This is a genomic window from Micromonospora sp. NPDC049836 (assembly GCF_044465125.1).
In the GTDB taxonomy this organism is placed as follows: domain Bacteria; phylum Actinomycetota; class Actinomycetes; order Mycobacteriales; family Micromonosporaceae; genus Micromonospora.
Window position 1 is genome coordinate 687014 of record NZ_JBITLH010000002.1, and the last position, 20795, is coordinate 707808.

At 74.1% G+C, this 20795-nt stretch carries 18 protein-coding genes; 9 read left to right on the top strand and 9 right to left on the bottom strand.

Annotation, left to right across the window (positions count from 1 at the left end; genetic code table 11):
• The first annotated feature begins 3 nt into the window (after nt 1–3).
• From ACIBPB_RS06960 to cysK, 3 genes are all read left to right on the top strand, one after another.
• Nucleotides 4–456: a hemerythrin domain-containing protein gene (locus ACIBPB_RS06960; RefSeq protein WP_396838632.1), complete on the top strand. Its 453-nt coding sequence runs from the start codon at nt 4–6 to the stop codon at nt 454–456.
• Nucleotides 457–705: 249 nt separating this feature from the next.
• Nucleotides 706–1236 carry a serine O-acetyltransferase EpsC gene (epsC, locus tag ACIBPB_RS06965; RefSeq protein WP_396838634.1) on the top strand — a complete coding sequence of 177 codons (531 nt, stop codon included), beginning with the start codon at nt 706–708 and terminating at the stop codon, nt 1234–1236.
• Between the two features lie 15 nt (nt 1237–1251).
• The gene (gene cysK, locus ACIBPB_RS06970; protein ID WP_396838635.1) at nt 1252–2181 is read left to right on the top strand and encodes a cysteine synthase A; all 930 of its coding nucleotides are present in this window, start codon (nt 1252–1254) and stop codon (nt 2179–2181) included.
• Nucleotides 2182–2254: 73 nt separating this feature from the next.
• Here the strand turns inward: cysK and ACIBPB_RS06975 are convergent, their stop codons facing one another.
• From ACIBPB_RS06975 to ACIBPB_RS07005, 7 genes are all read right to left on the bottom strand, one after another.
• Nucleotides 2255–2716: a hypothetical protein gene (locus ACIBPB_RS06975; RefSeq protein ID WP_396838636.1), complete on the bottom strand. Its 462-nt coding sequence runs from the start codon at nt 2714–2716 to the stop codon at nt 2255–2257.
• Between the two features lie 22 nt (nt 2717–2738).
• Nucleotides 2739–4016, bottom strand: a complete 1278-nt coding sequence (locus tag ACIBPB_RS06980) for a TIGR04053 family radical SAM/SPASM domain-containing protein (protein WP_396838637.1) — start codon at nt 4014–4016, stop codon at nt 2739–2741.
• A gap of 64 nt (nt 4017–4080) precedes the next feature.
• On the bottom strand, nt 4081–4410 hold the full coding sequence (locus ACIBPB_RS06985; RefSeq protein WP_396838638.1) for a carboxymuconolactone decarboxylase family protein: 330 nt from the start codon (nt 4408–4410) through the stop codon (nt 4081–4083).
• A 75-nt stretch (nt 4411–4485) separates the two neighbouring features.
• Entirely contained in the window at nt 4486–5223 is a 738-nt protein-coding gene (narI, locus tag ACIBPB_RS06990; RefSeq protein WP_357312506.1) for a respiratory nitrate reductase subunit gamma, read from the bottom strand.
• A complete protein-coding gene (narJ, locus tag ACIBPB_RS06995) occupies nt 5220–5885 on the bottom strand; it encodes a nitrate reductase molybdenum cofactor assembly chaperone (RefSeq protein ID WP_396838639.1) in 666 nt (221 codons plus the stop codon). The genes narI and narJ overlap by 4 nt, the downstream gene beginning before the upstream one ends.
• Nucleotides 5882–7501, bottom strand: a complete 1620-nt coding sequence (gene narH / locus ACIBPB_RS07000; RefSeq protein ID WP_396838640.1) for a nitrate reductase subunit beta — start codon at nt 7499–7501, stop codon at nt 5882–5884. Before narH ends, narJ begins: the two co-directional genes overlap by 4 nt.
• Nucleotides 7501–11133, bottom strand: a complete 3633-nt coding sequence (locus ACIBPB_RS07005) for a nitrate reductase subunit alpha (RefSeq protein ID WP_396838838.1) — start codon at nt 11131–11133, stop codon at nt 7501–7503. Before ACIBPB_RS07005 ends, narH begins: the two co-directional genes overlap by 1 nt.
• Before the next feature lie 388 nt (nt 11134–11521).
• Between ACIBPB_RS07005 and ACIBPB_RS07010 the strand changes: the two genes are divergently transcribed.
• From ACIBPB_RS07010 to ACIBPB_RS07030, 5 genes are all read left to right on the top strand, one after another.
• Entirely contained in the window at nt 11522–11818 is a 297-nt protein-coding gene (locus tag ACIBPB_RS07010) for a FeoA family protein (RefSeq protein ID WP_357312485.1), read from the top strand.
• Nucleotides 11815–13761: a ferrous iron transporter B gene (locus ACIBPB_RS07015; protein WP_396838642.1), complete on the top strand. Its 1947-nt coding sequence runs from the start codon at nt 11815–11817 to the stop codon at nt 13759–13761. The genes ACIBPB_RS07010 and ACIBPB_RS07015 overlap by 4 nt, the downstream gene beginning before the upstream one ends.
• A gap of 61 nt (nt 13762–13822) precedes the next feature.
• On the top strand, nt 13823–14413 hold the full coding sequence (locus ACIBPB_RS07020; protein WP_357312473.1) for a NifU family protein: 591 nt from the start codon (nt 13823–13825) through the stop codon (nt 14411–14413).
• Between the two features lie 149 nt (nt 14414–14562).
• The gene (locus ACIBPB_RS07025; RefSeq protein ID WP_396838644.1) at nt 14563–15792 is read left to right on the top strand and encodes a nitrate/nitrite transporter; all 1230 of its coding nucleotides are present in this window, start codon (nt 14563–14565) and stop codon (nt 15790–15792) included.
• A 203-nt stretch (nt 15793–15995) separates the two neighbouring features.
• The gene (locus tag ACIBPB_RS07030) at nt 15996–16319 is read left to right on the top strand and encodes a hypothetical protein (protein ID WP_396838645.1); all 324 of its coding nucleotides are present in this window, start codon (nt 15996–15998) and stop codon (nt 16317–16319) included.
• Between the two features lie 121 nt (nt 16320–16440).
• Here the strand turns inward: ACIBPB_RS07030 and ACIBPB_RS07035 are convergent, their stop codons facing one another.
• Both ACIBPB_RS07035 and ACIBPB_RS07040 read right to left on the bottom strand, forming a co-directional pair.
• Complete coding sequence (locus tag ACIBPB_RS07035) at nt 16441–17079, bottom strand: hypothetical protein (protein ID WP_396838646.1); 639 nt, start codon at nt 17077–17079, stop codon at nt 16441–16443.
• An 18-nt stretch (nt 17080–17097) separates the two neighbouring features.
• A complete protein-coding gene (locus ACIBPB_RS07040) occupies nt 17098–17823 on the bottom strand; it encodes a hypothetical protein (protein WP_357312455.1) in 726 nt (241 codons plus the stop codon).
• Nucleotides 17824–17908: 85 nt separating this feature from the next.
• On the opposite strand from ACIBPB_RS07040, the gene ACIBPB_RS07045 reads away from it, so the two are divergent.
• The gene (locus tag ACIBPB_RS07045) at nt 17909–20791 is read left to right on the top strand and encodes a BTAD domain-containing putative transcriptional regulator (protein ID WP_396838647.1); all 2883 of its coding nucleotides are present in this window, start codon (nt 17909–17911) and stop codon (nt 20789–20791) included.
• The last annotated feature ends 4 nt before the right edge of the window (nt 20792–20795 follow it).

A 20795-nucleotide genomic window follows, 5' to 3' on the forward strand; every position in this document is an offset into this window, starting at 1 on the left:
TCGGTGTGCAACTACTGCGGATGCCGGGACTTTCCCCTGATCGGCCAGCTCTCGACCGAGCACGAGTCGATCTCCGACGCGGCCGGCCGGTTGCGGTCCGCCATCCACCGCGCTGACCCGGACGCCCTGCGGGCACTCGACGACCTGCTGGCCCTGCTCACGCCGCACACCACCGTCGAGGAGGGCGGGCTCTTCGCCGAGCTGCGCGCCGAGGGCAGCCTCGCCGAGGCGGTGGCCCGGCTCTGCGGCGAGCACCGCGACATCCACGGCGTCCTCGGCGCGGTCGACCGCGCCGCGCCGGACTGGCCGACGGTGCTCGCCGCCCTCGACCGGTTGCACCGGCACATCGACAACGAGGAGCACGGCCTCTTCCCCGCCGCGGTGATCGCCCTGCCGATCCCGGCCTGGGACCGGATCACCCCGACCGCCACCCCGGCCACCGGGCCCGCCCGGTGAGCCGCCGTCCCCGCGCCGGCCGGGCCGCCTCGGCCGTCGACCGGCGCCGGTTGGCGGGTCGCCGCTTCGCCGTGCCGATGGCCGGCGCCCACGTCCGGCGGGACTTCGACGAACGGTGTCGCCCGGCCTGAGCCGGCCTCCCCCTCCCGGTCCACGGCAGCGACCGGTCCCGGGACGCCGGCACGCCGGTCCTGTCCTGCGGGCCGGTCGCTCCCCGCGCCGGCCCCCTCTCCCGGGGAAACGACACCCATGCTCGACGACATCCGCGCGGCGATCCGCCGCGACCCCGCCCTGCACGGCATCCGGATCGTGGAGGCCCTGCTCTATCCCGGCCTGTGGGCACTGTGGAGCCACCGGCTCGGCCACCGCCTGCACCGCTGCGGGCTGCCCCTGCTGCCCCGGGCGCTCAGCCAGCTCACCCGGCTGCTGACCGGGATCGAGATCCACCCCGGCGCGGTGATCGGGCGCCGCCTCTTCATCGACCACGGCGCCGCGGTGGTGATCGGGGAGACCACCCGCATCGGTGACGACGTGACCATCTACCACCGGGTGACGCTCGGCGGCCGCGGCTGGTGGTGCGACGGCAAGGGCAGCCGCCGGCACCCCACCATCGGCGACCGGGTGGTGCTCGGCGTCGGCGCCTCGGTGCTCGGCCCGGTACGGATCGGCGACGACGCCCGGATCGGCGCGCACTGCCTGGTCCTGCACGACGTGCCACCCGGCGCCCGGCTGCGCGCACCGGCCGCCGTCCCCCTGACGATGGTCGGACCCCGGCCCTGAGCGAGGAGCGACAGAATGATCCACCAGGACGTGACCGCGCTGATCGGGCGTACCCCGCTGGTGCGCCTGGACCGGGTGGCCGCGGGGCTGCCGGCCACCCTGCTCGGCAAGCTGGAGTCGGCGAACCCGGGCGGCAGCGTCAAGGACCGGTTGGCCCTCGCGCTGATCGAGGCGGCCGAGGAGAGCGGCGAGCTGGGACCCGGCGGCGCGATCGTCGAGGCGACCAGCGGCAACACCGGCGTCGGGCTGGCCATGGTGGCCGCCGCCCGCGGGTACCGGGTCACCCTCACCATGCCGGAGAGCATGAGCGTGGAGCGGCGGGCGCTGCTGGCCGCGTACGGCGCGCGGATCGTGCTCACCCCGGCCGCCGAGGGCATGTCGGGCGCGGTCCGCCGCGCCTGGCAGCTCGCCGACGCCGAGCGCGCCTACCTGCCCCGGCAGTTCGACAACCCGGCCAACCCGGAGATCCACCGGCGCACCACCGCCGAGGAGATCTGGGCCGACACCGGGGGCGCGGTGGACGTCCTGGTGGCCGGGGTCGGCACCGGCGGCACGCTGACCGGCGTCGGCCAGGTGCTCCGGTCGAAGAACCCCGACCTGCGGGTGGTGGCGGTGGAGCCGGCCGAGTCACCGGTCCTGTCCGGAGGCCCGCCGGGGCCGCACGGGATTCAGGGCATCGGCGCGGGTTTCGTCCCCGAGGTGCTCGACCCGACCGTCCACGACGAGGTGTTCCGGGTCGACACCGAACAGGCCCGGGCGGCGGCCCGCCGGCTCGCCCGCACCGAGGGACTGCTGGCCGGGGTGTCCAGCGGCGCCGCCGTACACGCCGCCCTCGCGGTGGCCGCCCGACCCGAGCACGCCGGGGCGACGATCGTGGTGGTGCTGCCCGACACCGGCGAGCGGTACCTGAGCACGCCGCTGTTCACCCCGCCGGGCGAGGACTGAGCGCCGTCCGGCGCGCGGCCACCAACCACGCGCCGGTCCGGCCAGAACCGCCACCGGCTGCGCGCCGGACCGGTCACAGCCGCAGGCCGAGCAGGAGCAGGGCCGCCCCGATCAGCAGCACCAGGCCACCGAGCCCGATGACCAGGGCGGTCACCTGCCACGCCTGGTACGCCCCGAGCAACGCGCCGCGCAGGGTCTCCCCCATGAACGCGGTCTGCCGCAGCCGGTCGAGCCGTTCGTCGCCGCGGCCGGCGCCCAGGCACTCCTGGGCGATCTCCGCGTAGGTGCGGCCGCCGGTGGCCTGCGCGACGTGCCCGGCGATCAGGTCGGAGTAGGCGCGGGCCTGCGGGCCGGTGCGTACCGGGGCACCGGCGAACGGGGTGAGCGCGCCGGACAGACCGGTGGCGGGGAAGGCGATCCGCTGTCGGGCCAGCTCCCGGACGACGCTGCGCCGGCCGAGGACACCCTGGGCGATCATGACCGGGCCGGCTGCCAGCAGCAGCACACCCGCCACGGTGAGCACAAGTGTGGTCATGCGCTCACCCTGCCCGGTGGGTTCACCCGTTCGGGAGGGCAGCAGGTCCCGAACCGGAGCGGGACTCAGGTCCCGCCTCGGCGAGTTCCGCGCCCGCCGGGTCCGGGAAGGAGCCGGGCCGGTAGCCGCAGGACGGGTCCTCGGCCCAGACGTCGCCGGTCACCGCGTACGCCCGGGCCCGCGACCCGCCGCAGACGGTGCGGTACTCGCACGCGCCGCAGCGGCCGGCGAGCCGGCCCGGGTCCCGCAGGCCGGTGAACAACTCCGAGTCGCGGTAGATCTCCACCAGCGACCGTCGCCGCACGTTGCCGGCGGGCAGCGGCAGGAAGCCGCTGGGGTGCGCGTCGCCCCGGTGCGAGACGAAGGCGAAGCCGTTGCCGGCGCTGACCCGCAGCGGCGGCCGGCGGACCCGGCCGGGGCGCCCCAGCAGGCCGAGCGCCACCGACCGCTCGCGCAGGTCCCGGTAGAGCGGACCGAGGCCCAGCGCGGCCACGGGGTCGGCGCCGCGCGCGGCCAGCGCGTCGCGTTGCAGGCAGACCCGCCGGAAGTGGTGCGCCTCGGTGGTCTTGACCGGGACGGTCTCGCCGAGGTCGTAGAGCAGATGCAGGACGTCCTCGGTCTGCGCCGCGTCGAGGCTCGCCAGGGACCGTCCACGGCCGGTCGGGACCAGGAAGAAGACACTCCACAGCAGCACGCCACGGTCGCGGACCTGAGCGGCGATGGCGGGCAGGTCGCGCACCGTGTCCCGGGTGACGGTCGTGTTGATCTGGACCTTCAGCCCCAGCTCGGTGGCGTCCCGCCAGGCCCGCGCGGTGAGGTCCCAGACGCCGGGTACGCCACGGAAGCCGTCGTGCGCGGCGGCGGTGGCGGCGTCCACGCTCAACGAGATCGCCCGCGCGCCGGCCGCCCGGATCCCGGCGAGGGCGGCGCGGGTGAGGGTGGTGGTCCCGGAGGGCGACACCGACACGGGCAGGCCCAGTTCGGTGCCCCGGCGGACCAGCGTCTCCAGGTCCGGTCGCTGGAACGGGTCACCGCCGGTGATCACGAAGAGCGGCGCCGGCCGGCCGAACGCGGCGACCTGCGCCATCAGGGCCACCGCCTCGTCGGTGTCCAGTTCGGCCCGGTCCCGCAGCGGCTGGGCCGAGGCCCGGCAGTGCAGGCAGGCCAGCGGGCAGGCGCGGGTGGCCTCCCAGATGACGATGAACGGGGCATCCCCCGCGTCCCGCCTCGGCACCCGCACCGAGGTGCCCGCAGGCCGGTGCGGGCCGTCCTGCTGTCGTGTCCTGGTCAGCGCTGTCATGGCACCGAGGCTGGCCGGTGACAACGGCCGCGACCAGGGACGCTGGTCCCGAGGCGGGGGTCGGTCAGTGGTCCGCCGGGGCGGCGACGACCTCCTCGATCCAGCCGAGCGCGGCGATGGTGGTGGGGAAGCCGCAGGTGGTGATGGCGGCGAGGGCGACCGCGCGAACCTCGTCCACGGTCGCCCCGTGGTGCAGCGCCTTGCGCACGTTGGAGCGCACCGCGCCCTGCGCCTCGGCGCCGACGGCCAGCGCCAGCTTGATCAGCCGGTCGGTGCGCTCGTCGAACGGGTTGGTCTCGCGCACCGTTCGCGCCAGCGTCCCCTGCGCCTCGGCGATCTCCGGGAAGCGCTCCAGAAACCGCAGGTAGACGTTCGGCAGGTGGTCCTGGTCCATCTTTCCTCCGCTGCTGGCCCGACCCTGGCAGCCTAGCCAGGACGCCGCGGCGACGGCGCCCTGGTCGCGGAATCGTCAGCGCCCGAGGCGGACCGGGGCGTCCCGCACCGCGGCCGGGGCGGGCGGCGGGGTGGGCGGGGCGCCGCGCCGCACGCGGTAGACCACGTACGGCCGCCAGAGGTAGGCCAGCGGCGCCGACCAGACGTGCACCAGCCGGGTGAACGGCCAGAGCGCCAGCAGCAGGAAGCCGCCGATCGCGTGCAGCTGGTAGACCAGCGGAGCGCCGCTCATCAGGGCGGGATCGGGCTGGAACCAGAAGATGCCCCGGAACCAGACGGCGATCGTCTCCCGGTAGTCGTAGCCCGCGCCGAGCAGGTTCGTGCCGACGGTGGCGGTCATGCCGAGCGCCGCCATGGCGGCCAGCGCGGCGTAGAGCACCCGGTCCATGGCGGTGGTGACCCGGCGGACCCGGCCGTTGACCAGGCGCCGGGCGATCAGCAGCAGCAGCCCGGCCACCAGCATCGCGCCGGTCACCGTGCCGCCCCAGACCGCGGTGAGGTGGTAGACGTGCTCGCTGACGCCGACCTTCGCGGTCACCGAGGCGGGCACCAGCAGCCCCATCGCGTGCCCGCCGATGACCCCGAAGGCGCCCAGGTGGAACAGCGGCGAGCCGAGCCGCAGCAGCCGGTTCTCCAGCAGTTGGCTGGTCCGGGTGGTCCAGCCGAACTGGTCGTGCCGCCAGCGCCAGACGTGCCCGGCGACGAAGACCGCGAGGCACAGGTACGGCAGGACGATCCAGACGAGCGTGGTCATCGTGGTGCCTCCGAAGGGGAGCAGGCGGGGTAGGGGGCGAGGGCGTGCAGGTCCGGGCCGAGGCCGAGGGAATCCAGGCCGACCGTCTCCACCGGCGGGCCGTCGACGGCGAGCGCCGCGACCGCCGCCCGGTCGGCGTCGGTGAGGTCCGGCAGCACCGCGCAGACGGCCTCCAGCAACAGCCGGTACGGGCTGCCGGACTCGGCCAGCGCGGAGCGCAGCAGTTCGAGGCCCTTGCGGTGCTGGCGCAGCGGCGCCTCCCCGTCACCGGGGCCGACGGCCGCGGCGAACTCCAGCACCACCGGCAGCAGGTCGGGCAGTTCGCCGCCGGTCAGGCGCAGCCCGTGCGCCCGGTACCGCTGCTTGAGCATCAGCAGCGCCATCCCCCGCTTGCGGGTGTCGCCGTGCAGGTAGTAGGTGAGGTAGAGGCCGGAGCGGCGGCGCAGGTCGAAGGTCCGCACGTAGTGCCGCTGCGCCTCGATCGGGCTGACGGTCAGCAACCAGTCGAGGAACTCCCCGAGCTGTCCCCGTACCGTCTCGTCGGTGACCCGGGCGGCGGCCGCGCGCAGCTCGCCGGCCGCGTCCAGCAGTTCGTCGTCCGGGTAGGTGAGCAGCAGCGCGACCAGTTCGAAGATCCGGGCCCGGTCCGTGGCGGCGGTCATGACCGCCCCCGCAGCGGGTTGATGGTCAGGCCGCGCCGGCCGTCGGCGCGCCGGGAGAGCAGCCCCGGCCGGCCGGGCCGTACCTCGTCGCCGTCGACCAGGTGGAAGCTCTGCACGGTGGCCTCGGTGGTCATCCCCGGGCCGCCCGCGCAGTCGAGCGAGCAGTCGGGGTGGGCGGCGGCCTGGGCCTCCAGGGCGGCGGCGTCCTTGGTGTGCGCGGCGGGGATCACGTAGCGCTCGTCGTACTTGGCGACGGCGAGCAGCCGGTACATGGCCTCCACCTGCTCGGCGGTCATGCCGATGCCGTCGAGCAGGTCCGTGGCGATGGTGCCGTCGAGGGTGCGGGCGCGCATGTAGGAGCGCATGGCGGCCAGCTTCATCAGCACCCCGGCGACCGCGTCGACGTCCCCGGCGGTGAACAGCTCGGCCAGGTACTCGACGGGGATGCGCAGCTCCCGGATGGTGTGGAAGACGTCGTCCGCGTCGACGTCGTCGCGGCCGGCCGCGCCGACCGCGTCGAGCACCGGCGACAGCGGGGGGATGTACCAGACCATGGGCAGCGTCCGGTACTCCGGGTGCAGCGGCAGCGCCACCCGGTACTCGCTGATCAGTCGCCACACCGGGGACCGCTGCGCGGCGTCCAGCCACTCCTGGGGCAGCCCGGCCTCCCGGGCGGCCCGCCGCACGGCCGGGTCGGCCGGGTCGAGGAACACCGCGCGCTGGGCGTCGAGCAGGTCGCGCTCGTCGGCGACGGAGGCGGCGGCGAGCACGGCGTCCTCGTCGTAGAGGACGATGCCCAGGTAGCGCAGCCGGCCCACGCACGTCTCCGAGCAGATGGTCGGCTGGCCGGCCTCGATGCGCGGGAAGCAGAAGGTGCACTTCTCGGCCTTGCCGGTGGCGTGGTTGACGTACACCTTCTTGTACGGGCAGGCGGAGACGCACATCCGCCAGCCCCGGCAGCGGTCCTGGTCGACGAGCACGATGCCGTCCTCCGCGCGCTTGTACATCGCGCCGGAGGGGCAGGCCGACACGCACGCCGGGTTGAGGCAGTGCTCGCAGATCCGCGGCAGGTGGAACATGAAGGTCTTCTCGAACTCGAACTTCACCTTCGCGGCCGCCTCGCCGGGCATCCGGGCGAGGTTCGGGTCGCCGCCGGCGTGCTCGTGCGCCCCGCCCAGGCTGTCCTCCCAGTTGGCGCCCCAGGTGACGGCCATCGGTTCGCCGGTGAGCGCGGAGCGGGGCCGCTTGACCGGGGTGTCCGTGAGCCCGGCGGGTGCGTTGACCAGGATGTCCTTGTCGAAGGTGGCCGGCTCGTAGTAGTCGTCGATCGAGGGCAGGTCCGGGTTGGCGAAGAGCCGGCCGAGCCGCTTGAGCCGGCCCCCGGAGCGCAGCCGCAGCCGGCCCTTGCCGTCGAGCTGCCAGCCGCCGTGCCAGCGGTCCTGGTCCTCGTAGTGCTTCGGGTAGCCGATGCCCGGCTTGGTCTCGACGTTGTTGAACCAGACGTACTCGGTGCCCTCCCGGTTGGTCCAGGTCTGCTTGCAGGTCACCGAGCAGGTGTGGCAGCCGATGCACTTGTCCAGGTTCATCACCATGGCCACCTGCGCACGGATCCTCATCAGTACTCCACCTCCTGCGTGCGGCGGCGGATCACGGTGATCTCGTCGCGCTGGCTGCCGATCGGGCCGTAGTAGTTGAAGGCGTAGGTGAGCTGGGCGTGCCCGCCGGCCAGGTGGGTGGGCTTGATCAGCAGCCGGGTCAGCGAGTTGTGGTAGCCGCCCCGCCGGCCGCTCCGCTCCGCCTTCGGCACGTTCACGGTGCGTTCCGGCGAGTGGTACTGGAACACCGTGCCCTCGGGCATCCGGTGGCTGACCACGGCGCGGGCCACCACGACACCGTTGCGGTTGTGCGCCTCGATCCAGTCGTTGTCGCCTACGCCGATCTTGGCGGCGTCCTCGACGCTCAGCCAAATCACCGGGCCGCCCCGGGACAGCGCCAGCATCAACTCGTTGTCGTGGTACATCGAGTGCACCGACCACTTGGCGTGCGGGGTGAGGAACCGTACGGTCACGCCACCGTCGACCAGCTCGCCCGGCCTGCCGAAGTGCCGCGCCATGTTCAGCGGCGGCCGGAAGGCCGGCAGCTGCTCCCCCAGCTCCGCCACCCAGTCGTGTTCGACGAAGAAGTGCTGCCGGCCGGTCAGGGTGTGCCAGGGCTTGTGCCGTTCCACGTTGAGGGTGAACGGCGAGTAGCGGCGGCCGCCCTTCTCCGAGCCGGACCATTCCGGGCTGGTGAAGACCGGCTGCGGCGCCCGCTGGGTGTCCGGGTAGGTGATCCGGTCCTGCTCGTGGCCGGCGACCAGGTCCGCGAACGGCTGCCCGGTCCGCTGCTCCAGGGCGGCGAAGCCGGCCGCGGCCACCCGGCCGTTGGTGGTGCCGGACAGCGCAAGGATCGCCTCGCACATCCGGTCGGCGGTGGCCAGCGACGGTCGCCCGGCGTACGGCCCGTCGGTGACGACCCCGTTCTGGTGTCGCAGGTACTCCAGCTCCGGGGTGACGTCGACGGTGAGCGCCTTCGTGGTGGTGCCGAGCGTGTCGAGCAGCGGCCCGACGGCGCGCATCTTCGCGCCGATCCGCGGGTAGTCCCGCTCGATCTCGACGAGCTTCGGCATGGTCGACCCGGGCACCGGCGGGCACTCGCCGGCCTTCCAGTCCCGTACCCGGCCACCCGGCGTGGCCAGCTCGTCCGGGGTGTCGTGCTGCAGCGGCACGGCCAGCACGTCGCGGCGCACCCCCAGGTGGGTGACGGCCAGCTCGCCGACCTTGTCGGCCAGGGCGAGGAAGGTGTCGTAGTCGGTGTGCGCGTCGTTGGGCGGGTCGACCGCCGGGCTGAACGCGTGCACGAACGGGTGCATGTCGGTGGTGGAGATGTCGTGCTTCTCGTACCAGGTGGCGGCGGGCAGGACCACGTCGGAGTGCAGGCCGGTGTTGGTCATCCGGAAGTCGAGCGCGGTGAGCAGGTCGAGCTTGCCGATCGGCGCCTCGTCCCGCCAGGCGACGTCGCGCGGCCGCTGGCCCGGCTCGCATTCCGTGGCGGTGGCCGACGCGTCCACCCCGAGCAGGTGGCGCATGAAGTACTCGTTGCCCTTGCCGGAGGAGCCGAGCAGGTTGGCCCGCCACAGGGTCAGGCAGCGGGGGAAGTTCGCCGGGTCGTCGGGGTCCTCGGCCACGCTGCGCAGCCGACCGGCCGTCAGCTCGGCGACGATGTGCTCCTGCACGCTGACCCCGGCCGCCGCCGCCTCGTCGGTCAGCTCCAAGGGGTTGCGGTTGAACGCCGGGTGGCCCGGGCTCCAGCCCATCCGCTGCGCGGCGGCCACCGTGTCGGCGAAGCTCATGCCGGCGAACCGGCCGGTGCCCAGCGGTGAGGACAGCTCGTCGGCCGGCACCCGCTCGTAGCGCCACTGGTCGGTGTGCAGGTACCAGAACGGGGTGCTGGCCTGGTGCCGCATCGGCCGCTGCCAGTCGAACGCGAAGGACAGGTGCTGCTGGCCGGTGACCGGGCGAGCCTTCTCCTGCCCGACGTAGTGCGCCCAGCCACCGCCGTTGACGCCCTGGCAGCCGGTCAGCGTCACCAGCGAGATGAACGCCCGGTAGGTCATGTCGGAGTGGAACCACTGGTTGGCGCCGGCACCGAGGACGATCAGGGAGCGGCCCCGGCTGCGCTCGGCGTTGCGGGCGAACTCCCGGCCGATCCGGGCCGCCAGGGCGGCCGGTACGCCGGTGATGCGCTCCTGCCAGGCCGGGGTGTTCGGGGCGTCCGCGTCGTCGTACCCGGTGGGCCACTCGCCCGGCAGGTCGCCGCGGCGCACCCCGTACTGGGCCAGCACCAGGTCGTAGACGGAGGTGACCAGGTGCTCGCCGACGCGCCGCACCGGCACGCCGCGGCGCATCGTGCTGCCGCCCTCGGTGTCGCCGACGTCGAAGCGGGCCAGGTCGACCGGCACCGCCTCGTCGGCGAGTTCGAGCAGCCCCAGGGCCGGGACGACGTCGCCGAGGTCGAGGTTCCAGCGGCCGGCGCCGGCCTCGCCGTACCGGAAGCCCAGCGACCCGTTCGGCGCGACCAGTTCGCCGGTGCGCTCGTCGACCAGGACCGTCTTGTGTGCGCCGTCCGTCTCGCCGAGGTCGGCGGCGGTCAGGAAGCGGTCCGCGGTCCAGGCGCCGTCGGTGGTCGGCCGGAGGGTGACCAGGAACGGCAGGTCGGTGTAGCGGCGTACGTAGTCGACGAAGTAGGGCACCGTGCGGTCCCGGAAGAACTCGGTGAGCACGACGTGGCCCATCGCCATCGCCAGCGCCCCGTCGGTGCCCGGGTGGGGGGCGAGCCAGTCGTCGGCGAACTTCACGTTGTCGGCGTAGTCGGGGCTGACCGCGACCACCTTGGTGCCCCGGTAGCGGGCCTCGGCCAGGAAGTGGGCGTCCGGGGTGCGGGTCACCGGGATGTTCGAGCCCCACATCATCAGGTACGTGGCGTTCCACCAGTCGCCGGCCTCGGGCACGTCGGTCTGGTCACCCCAGATCTGCGGCGAGGCGACCGGCAGGTCGGCGTACCAGTCGTAGAAGCTGAGCAGGGTGCCGCCGAGCAGCGCGTGGTAGCGGGTGCCCGCGGCGAACGAGGCCATCGACATCGCCGGGATGGGCGAGAACCCGACGACGCGGTCCGGGCCGTACGTCCTGGTGGTGTAGACGTGCGCGGCGGCGACCATGGTGATCACCTCGTCCCAGCCGGCGCGCACGAAACCGCCGCGGCCCCGCTGGCTCTTGTAGGCGCGCGCCTTGAGCGGGGTCTCCACGATGTCGGCCCAGGCCAGCACCGGGTCGCCCAGGCGGCGCAACCCGTCGCGGAACATCTCCGCCAGCACCCCGCGGACGTAGGGGTGGCGCACCCGCGACGGCGAGTACTCGTACCAGGAGAAGGACGCGCCGCGCGGGCAGCCCCGGGGCTCGTAGTCCGGCGAGTCGGGCCCGGTGCTCGGGTAGTCGGTGGCCTGGTGCTCCCAGGTGATCAGGCCGTCGGTGACGAAGACGTTCCACGAGCAGGATCCGGTGCAGTTGACGCCGTGGGTGGAGCGGACCACCCGGTCGTAGCGCCACCGGTCCCGGTAGAAGCGGTCCCAGTCGTTGTCGTCGACCTGGTGCAGCGTACGGCCGTGGTCGCCGACCGTCTCCCGGGTCAGGAAACGGCGGGCGGCCAGCAGCGGCGCCGTACCCGGCACGTGGTCCGTCGTGGGGATCGGGGCGGGGTCGGGCGAGCGGCGCGATGGCACGGTGGTTGCTCCTCAGCGGCGGGCGACGGCGGCGGCCGGTGTCGCGGTGACCCGGGCGGGTCACGCCGACCAGCCTGCGCGATCAAGAACCGGTGATCGGGAGGCGCGGGTCCCGAAAGCCCGGGACCAAGGTCCGCAGCTGGACAGAACGGCGGAGCGGCGCGTTTCGGACACGGCGGGATTCCGCGCAGCCCGCGTCACGTGTCCGGTCCGGGACCATGGTCCACCCCGGACGGGCCTGAGGTCCCGGTTTACCGCCGGCCGGTGAGGTTAGCCTCGCCTCAGGGTCGGCCGGTCGGCCGGCCAGCGGGGAGGATCGATGAACGGGAGCGCGGCGAGCAGCCGGCCGACCGGGCCGCGGGGCCTCGACGGCGTGGAGGTGCCCCTGGCCGACCTGCGTCCCGGGGCGGAGGCGATGGTGGTCGGGGTGGCCTCGGCCGTCTCCCCCGCCGTTGCCCGGCGTCTCGCCGATCTGGGCTTCACCCCGGGCACCCGGGTCCGGGTGGAGCGGCGGGCGCCGCTGCGGGACCCGGTCCTGTACCGGCTGCGGGACTACGCGGTCTGCCTGCGCCGGGCGCAGGCCGCGTGCGTACGGGTGGTCGGGGTGGGCGGGTGACCGGGCGCTGCCACGGCGGCGTCGCCGCGCCCGCGCCGCCCGACACGGTCCGGGTCGCCCTGCTGGGCAGCCCGAACGCCGGCAAGACGAGCGTGTTCAACGCGCTGACCGGGCTCACCGCGAAGACCGGCAACTATCCGGGGGTGACCGTCGCCCGGTACGTCGGCACCTGCCGGCACGGCGACGCCCGCTACACCGTCGAGGACCTGCCCGGCCTGTACAGCCTGGTGCCGATCAGCCCGGACGAGCAGGTGGCGGTGGACGTCCTGGACGGGCGGCGGGACGGCACCGACCGCCCGGACGCGCTGCTGACGGTCGTCGACGCCACCACCCTGCGCCGCTCGCTGGGGCTGCTGGCGCAGGTCCTCGCCCGGGGCCTGCCGACCTGCGTGGTGCTCACCTTCACCGACGAGTTGGCGCGCGGGCAGGGGCACCTGGACGTGGCGGCGTTCGCCGCGGCGCTCGGCGTGCCGGTGGTGCCGGTGCTGGGCCATCGGGGGCGGGGCGTGGCGGCGCTGCGCGACCGCCTCGCCGGCTGGCGGGAGTGGTCGGTCCCGGTGGTGCCGCCGCCGGTCGAGCCGGCCGAGCGGGACGCCTGGGTCGACTCGGTGCTCGACTTCGCCGGCTACCGGGCGCCGCAGCCGCACCGGGCCACCCGGCGGATCGACGCGGTGCTGCTGCACCCGCTCTGGGGCACGCTCGTCTTCCTCGCCGTGATGACGCTGTTCTTCCAGACCGTCTTCACCCTCGCCGCGCCGCTGCAGGACGCCGTGGAGTCCTTCTTCGCGCTGCTCGGCCGGCTGGTGGACCGGCATGTGGACAATCCGTGGCTGGCCGGGTTCCTCGGTGACGCGCTGATCGGCGGGGTCGGCGGGGTGCTGGTCTTCGTACCCCAGATCGCCCTGCTCTTCCTCCTGCTCGCCCTCCTCGACGGGGTGGGCTACCTGCCCCGGGCCGCGTTCCTGATGGACCGGGTGATGGCCCGGGTGGGGCTGGAGGGGCGGGCCTTCGTCGCGCTGCTCTCCTCGTTCGCCTGCGCCATCCCCGGGATCATGGCGACCCGCACCCTGCCGTCGGCCCGCGACCGGCTGGCCACCATGCTCGCCGCGCCGCTGATGACCTGCTCGGCCCGGCTGCCGGTGTACGTGCTGCTGATCAGCCTGCTGGTCGACCCGTCGGCACGGTGGGGGCCGTTCGGCGCGCAGGGCCTGGTCATGTTCGGCATGTACCTGCTCGGCGCGGTGTCGGCGATGCTCGCCGCCGGGTTCGTCCAGCGCGTCGTGCACCGGCGGGGCACGGCGATGCCGTTCTATCTGGAGCTGCCGCCCTACCGGCTGCCGTCGGCCCGGTCCGTGCTGGTGGCGATGTGGGACGCCGCGAAGTCGTTCGTCCGCAAGTGCGCCACCATCATCCTGGTCACCACGGCGGCGCTGTGGCTGCTGCTCAACGTCCCGCAGCACTCCGGCGCGGAGTTGCGGGCCGCCGGGGTGGACACCGGCAGTCCCGCCGCGGTGTCGGCGTACGCGGTGGACCACAGCTACGCCGCCGGCCTGGGCCGGCTGGTGGAGCCCGCCTTCGCCCCGCTGGGCTTCGACTGGCGGGTCAGCGTCGGGGTGCTGTCGGCCCAGTCGGCCCGGGAGACGTTCGTCGCCACCCTCGGCCAGGTGGCCGCCGCCGAGGACCCCGAGCACCCGACGCGGGCGCTACGGCACCTCACCTACCCGGACGGCCCGCACGCCGGCCAGCCGGTCCTCACCCCGCCCACCGTGGTGGCGCTGCTGGTCTGGTTCGCGTACGCCCTGCAGTGCATGGCCACGGTCGGCGCGATCCGCCGCGAGACCGGCAGCTGGAAGTGGCCCCTCGCCGCGTTCGGCTGTCTCACCGGCCTCGCCTGGGTGCTGGCCCTCCTGGCCCGGACCCTCACCACCGTGTTCCTGTCCTGATCGAGCGAGTCATCGGCACGGCGCCGCGGTGCCTGATCGCGGCGCGGAACGGAGGGCCGGCATGAGCGTCGTACCCCTGCACCCCCAGGCGGACCCGGCCCGGCCGGAGCGGGTCCGGTGGATCGTGCCCACCGGCGCCGTGCCGGTGACCGGCGCGGTGGCCGCGGCACCGGCGGCGCTGGCCGGGTTGCTGGCCGACGGTGTGCTCACCGCCGTGCTGGTGGAGGCCGGCGCGGTGGTGACCGATCTCGCTCCGGGCCGCCGCTGGGCCGCCGACGGCGCGCGGGTCCGCACGGCGCTGCACGCGGCCCTCGCCGAACCCGCCGGCTGGGTCACCCGGTCCGGCCCGGCCCCGGACGACGACGCGACGCTCCGGGAGTCGGTCCGGCGGCTGCTGGACGGGCCGGTCGGTGACGTGGCCCGGTCCCACGGCGGGCGCATCGACCTGGTCGACGTCCACGACGGGCAGGTGCGGGTCCGGCTGGCCGGTGCCTGCCAGGGCTGCCCGGCGGCCCGGCACACCCTGCGGCACCGGCTGGAGGCCGAGCTGCGCCGCCACCACCCGCGGCTGCGCGGCGTGGTCGACCTCGCGCCCGCGCCCTGGACGGGACGGCACCGCGACACCGTTCAGCGCCGGCTCGACCACGACTAGCTGAGAACATCCGGCCCCAGGTCCCGCCCGGGCTGGGACTTCCGACCCTGACCGGCCCGGTTCAGGGGCCGCAGGATCGACGAGACAGCAGGCGGCCCCTGCTCCTGCGGTTCCTGGGCCGACGGCGCCCGCCACGAGGGAGATGAGCGATGACAATGACCCGTGACAGACAGCAGGTGGCGGGCCGACCGGCGGCGCAGCCCGTCCGGAGCACCGCGGCTCCGCTCCAGCTCGCCGTCGCCACGCTCGGCTTCCTGGTCAACTTCTGGGCGTGGGCGCTGCTCGGGCCGCTCGGTCCCGGCATCAAGGAGCGGCTGGGGTTGAGCTTCACGGCCCAGTCCCTGCTGGTGGCCGTCCCGGTGGTGGTGGGGTCGCTCGGCCGCGTGCCGGTCGGCGCGCTCACCGACCGGTACGGGGCACGGCTGGTGTTCCCGCTGGTCACCTTGGCCACCATCGTTCCGGTGCTGACGCTGACCACGGTCTCCTCGTACGCCGCCCTGATCGTGACCGGCTTCTTCCTCGGCATCGGCGGCACCGCCTTCGCCGTGGGCGTCCCGCACGTCTCCGCGTGGTATCCGCCGGCCCGGCGGGGCTTCGCCATCGGGCTGTTCGGCGTCGGGATGGGCGGCACGGCGATCGCGAACTTCACCACCGTCCGGCTGGCCGACGCCTACGGTGAGCGGGCGCCGTTCCTGCTCGTCGCCGCCATCCTCGCCGGGTACGCGGTCCTGGCGTTCCTGCTGCTGCGGGACGCCCCGGGCCGGGTCCGACCGACCGGCTCGGCCTGGCAGCGGCTGGCCGGCGTCGGCCGGCTCACCGTCACCTGGCAGCTCTGTTTCCTGTACGCGGTCGGCTTCGGCGGCTTCGTGGCCTTCAGCGTCTACCTCCCCGCCTACCTGCGCACCACGTACGAGCTGAGCCCTGCCGACGGGGCGCTGAGGACCGCCGGGTTCGTGGTGCTGGCGGTGGCCGCCCGGCCCGTCGGGGGCTGGCTGTCCGACCGGCTGCACCCGGTGCCGGTGCTGGTCTGGTGCTTCGCCCTGGTGGCCACCCTGGCCGTGGTGCAGGCCTTCGAGCCGCCGCTGATGCCGGTGGGCACCGTGGCCCTCCTCGGCATGGCGGCCCTGCTCGGCGCCGCCAGCGGAGCCGTCTTCGCCCTGGTCGGCAAGGTGGCCCCCGCCGCGCAGGTGGGCGCGGTCACCGGGCTGGTCGGCGCGGCCGGCGGCCTCGGCGGGTTCGTGCCGCCGCTGGTCATGGGCTGGGTGTACGGCGTGCAGGGTTCGTACGCGATCGGGCTCATGCTGTTGTCGGACGTGGCCCTGGCCGCCGCGGTCTTCACCGCCGTCAAGATGAGCGGACTCGCCCACCGCCCGCAATAGCCGGGCGTGCGTGGCCACCGCACGTCGGCGTGCACCGCGACCGTCGCGTCCACCCCGCGGACGCCGCATCACCGGGACCGCACCCCGGGTGCTGCCATACCCACGCTTGTCGACCCGTGCTCCATGACGGCTTGAACCGGGTTCGAAACGCTGGTCCGCGACCGCACGGCGGCAGCGGGCCAGACGTGATGAAGGGGGCTGCGATGAGCGCCGACTCGACAGGTGCCGACCAGGTCAGCGGGGAGAAGGCTCAGATCCTTGCCCTGGTCAGGAAGTGCCACCACGAAGGGGTCCGGCATGGCTTCGTCCCCGGGGTGACGCCCATCCTCTCCTCGGGTGCGACGTTCGACGAGGACGACCGGGCGGCCCTGGTCGAGGCGGCACTGGAGATGCGGGTGGCCGCGGGGGTCAGCGCCCGCCGGTTCGAGCGGGAGTTCGCCGCGCTGTTCGGCCTCCGCAAAGCGCACCTGACCGAATCGTGGTGGCGGCCGCTGGCCGTCGGCACGCGCACCGGTGCAGCTCAGTAGCCGCCGTACAGCCACCGCGGCGCCGCGCCGCCGGTGGCCCGCCCGACGCGGACCGGGCCACCGGCGCCTCGGGCCTTGGCGGGTGGGCGCCCGGCCGGTGGTGGTGCCGGCCGGGCGGCGGTCAACCGGCCGTCACCTGGTCGGGGGCGACAAGGCCCAGCGCCGCGCCGAGCCCCCGGGCCACCGCCCGCGAGTCGGCGAGCCGGGAGCCGCGGATGAGCAGCGCGGTGGAAACCGGCCAGGCGCTGTTCTGCTCCCGCATCAGTTCGGCGGTCGCCAGGCCGGCCGGCTCACTGGCACCGAGGATTCGGTCGGCGCTCGGGTCGTCGAGGACGTACACCCAGATCCGAAAGGCGCTCGGGGTGTCGGTCACCCCGGGACCCGCCAGGGCCGCCCGCCCGGCCCGCTGGGGCAGGCGCGGGGCCGGGCATCCGAACTGCACCGCGCGCGCCGGATCGACCACGGTCCGACCGTACGCCCCGGCCCAGTCCGGCTCGGCGCGTACCAGGGCGAGGCCGGCCAGCAGATCGGTCCGGACATCCGGGGCACCGGCCCGGCCAGCGTTCTCGACACACATCCGCAACGTCGAACGGGTCGTCACCAGCAGCCCGCTCGTGGTGTCGACATGGGCGTGGTCGTGGTGGTCGTGTTCCCGGTCGGGGCCGGGCACGGCCATCGCCACCACCGCCGCCACGGCCGCTGAGGCGAGGCAGGCCGTCAGGATGGTCAGCACCCGGTTGCGGGCAGACACGTGGCCCACGGGGTCCCTCCTCCCCGCTCAGGCCAGCACATTTGCGACCGACTGGAAGTCGGCCGGGCTGGGATACCAGTAGGGCCAGTTGCCGCAGCTGTAGCCGACGACCGTGCTGTGCATCAGGCTCGGCGGGTTGCAGACGCCGTTGTCGTCGGCGAGGCCGAACACGTGGCCGAACTCGTGATTGATGAAGCCCCGCCCGACGGTGTCCAGCCGCCCGCCGGAGCTGAACACCAGGTAGACGTACGCCCACCGGCTGTCGTAGTGGCCGTGGGCCGCGTCCCATACCGGGTTGTCGTGCACCACGCAGTTGTAGTAGCCGGTCGGGCCGCCGCAGGTGCCGCTCCAGTCCCAGCCGTAATGCACCTCGATCTCGATCGTGGCGCGCGTCGAGGTTGGATACGAGGTGCAGTTGGCGCTGGTCGGCCAGAGGTCGATCCGCCAGCCGCCGACGCCGTCCCAGACGCGCCCGCTACCCATCTCCGTGAGCGTCTGGTTGACGAACGCCCGGCCGGCGCTGTTGCTGACCTTGGAGGTGTCATGCGACTCGATGCAGAACTGCTCGTCGTTCGCGCCAGCGGACGATCCGCTGGTGGCGTAGTGGATGTTGTGCAGGTGACGGCTGGGGGACGGGTTGGGGTGCGAGGCCGAGGCGGGCTCGGCTGGCACCAGCAGCGCGGCGAGGAGCACGGCGACCCAGGTCACCGGCACCCACACCGGCAGCCGCGTCCCGCGATTCGGTTCGGACACGGCACTCTCCTTTCGCGTGGGGGGCGCCGAGCTTTTCAGCCATCGATCTATTCCTGGTATATGCCGATCGGTATCGTTCGATGACATGGAGGCGGGCCTGAGGTTCGGGCTGCTCGGCCCGGTGCAGATCGGCGTCGACGGCGAGCCGGTGCCGCTCGGGCCGCCACGGCAGCGCGCGGTGCTCGCCGCGCTGCTGCTGCACATCAACCGGGTCACCCCGGTGGAGTCCATCATCGACCTGGTCTGGGGCGACGACCCGCCCCGCACCGCCCGCAAGAATGTCCAGCTGCACGTGTGGCGGCTGCGGCAGCTACTCACCGACCGGATACAGTCGGCTCCACCGGGCTATCGGATCACCGCCGCGCCGGCCGAACTGGACCTGTCACGTTTCGAGGCCGAACTGTCCGCCGGGCGCGCCGCGGCGCACGCCGGTGACCTCGACCGAGCCGCCACGTTGTACCAGGCCGCGCTCAAGTTGTGGCGCGGTGCCCCACTGGCCGACATCGCAAATCTCGGTGGCTTGGCCACCAGCGCCGCTCGGCTGGAACGACGGCGGCTCCTGGCGTACGAGGAGTACCTCGACCTCGAGCTGGACCTGGGCCGGCACCAGGAGATCGCCCCGATCCTCGACGACCTCGTCACCCGGTATCCCCTGCACGAACGCTTCGCTGAACAACAGGTCGCGACCCTGCACCGGCTGGGTCGCCGCGGCGAGGCGATCGCGGCGTACCAGCGCTGCCGGCAGGCCCTGGCCGACGGGCTCAACGTGGCGCCGGGGCCGGTCCTGAGCCGGCTCGCCGAACTGGCCCGGCAGCCCCCTTCGGCTGGGGCGGCGGCACCGGGAACGCTGTGCATACCGCGGCAGTTGCCGCACCCCGGCCCGCGCCTGGTCGGGCGCCAGCGGTCACTGGCCGCGGTTCGGCAGGCGCTCACCGCCGCGCCGGACGGCCGACCCTCGATCTGCGTCGTCACGGGGCCGGCAGGTGTTGGCAAGTCGGCGCTCGCCACCTGGGCCGCACACCAGGTCGCCGGGCATTTTCCCGACGGGCAGCTCTACGCCGACCTGCGCGGCGCCACGGCCGGGCCGCCGCCGCTGGCCCCCCGCGAGGTGCTGGCGCGGTTTCTGCGAGCGCTCAGCGGTCCCGAGGTGGCCGTCGCCGCCGATCCGGACGAGGCGGCGGCCATGCTCTGCTCGCTGCTGGCCGATCGACGGTTGCTGGTGGTGCTCGACAACGCCCGCGACGCCGCGCAGATCCGCCCGCTGCTGCCCGCCGGACGACACTGCGCGGTCCTCGTGACGTCCCGCCGGCACCTCACCGAACTGGACGCCGTGCGGCACCTCGAACTCGGCGTGCTCGACGACCGCGACGCCGTGGAGTTGCTGCGCCAGCTCGCCGGCGCCGCGCGGATCGATCGCCAGCCCGCCACCGCGATCCGGCTGGCCCGCCGGCTGGGCGGCCTGCCGCTGGCACTGAGGATCGCCGGTGCGCGGCTGGCTGCCCGGCCGCACTGGAGCCTGGCGATGCTGGACGACCGGCTGGGCGACCGGCGCCGCCGGCTGCCGGAGCTGCGGCTGGGTGACATCGCCGTACGGACGAGCTTCCTGGTCAGCTACCAGCACCTCACCCACCCGCTGGCGCCCCGGCTGTTCCGGCTCGTCGGCGCCGTTGACATGCCGGAACTCACCCCCGCGACAGCGGCGGCCCTGCTCGACGTCGAACCAGCCCATGCCGGCGAGGCGCTGGATGAGCTCATCGACGCGCGCCTGATCGAGGAGACCGCCGAACACCGGTACGTCCTGCACGACCTGATCCGGCTCTTCGCCCGGGAACTGGCCACCGAGGAGAGCGAGGCGGGCCGGACGGCTGCCGTGACCCGGGTGCTCGAGCAGCACCTGACGGCCGTCCGCCACGCCGTCGGGCTGCTCCGGCCGGGCACGCGGGCCGCGACCGCCGACGAGCCGGCCCGCTTCGCCGGCCCCGACGACGCTCTGGCATGGCTGCACGCCGAACGGCCCAACCTGGTCGCGGCCGTGCGTCAGGCTGCCGCCGCGCCGGCCACCGCCCGGTACGCCGTCGAACTGGCCGACAGTCTCTTCCTCTTCTTCGAGATGTGCGGCCACGTCGAGGACTGGATGACCGTGGACCAGGCCGGCCTCGCCGCCGCCGAACGGCTCGGCGACGACATCGCCCGGGCGCGACTGCTGCACGACCTGGCGGTGGCCCGCTTCCACCTGCACGACACGGGCGAGGCGCACCGGCTGCTGCGGGACAGCTTGGCGGTCAGCCGCGCCGCCGGGGACGACGACGGGCAGTCCCGGGCACTGAACCAGCTCGGTGTCCTACACGGGACGGCCGGCAGGTACGACGAAGCGGTGGCCAGCTTCGAGCACGCCCTGCGACTGCGCCGACGCCTCGGCGACCTGCGCTCCTGCGCGGCGACCATGGGCAACATCGGAATGGTTCACCGGCTGGCCGGACGGCACGAGGAGTCGATCCGATGCTGTCGCTCGGCCGCCCGCCTCGCCCGCCGCAGCGCGGCTCCGGAGATCGAGGCAAACGCGTTGGGCAACATCGGCGAGGTGCAGTGCCGGCTCGGCCGCTACCGCGCGGCGTTGGACTACCTGCGGGCGAGCCTGGCCGTTGCCGGAGTGCCGGTCAACGAACGTAACCGGGGCAGCGTGATGGGCACCCTCGCCGACGCCTGCCTGGGTGACGGGCAGACCGGCCCGGCGATCAGGTACGCCGAGCTGGCTGTCGAGGCGATGCGCCGCGCGGACTTCCGGCAGGGTGAGGCGACCGCGCTGCGCCGCCTCGGCACGATGCTCTGCGACCACGGCGACACCGAGCGGGGCGTTCAGCAGCTCCGACTGTCGCTGGCGCTCTTCACGGATCTCGGCGCCGGCGAGGCGGATGACGTTCGGGCGCAACTACGTCTGCGGACCGGGGGCTGGTGTTCTGACGAGTAGTTGC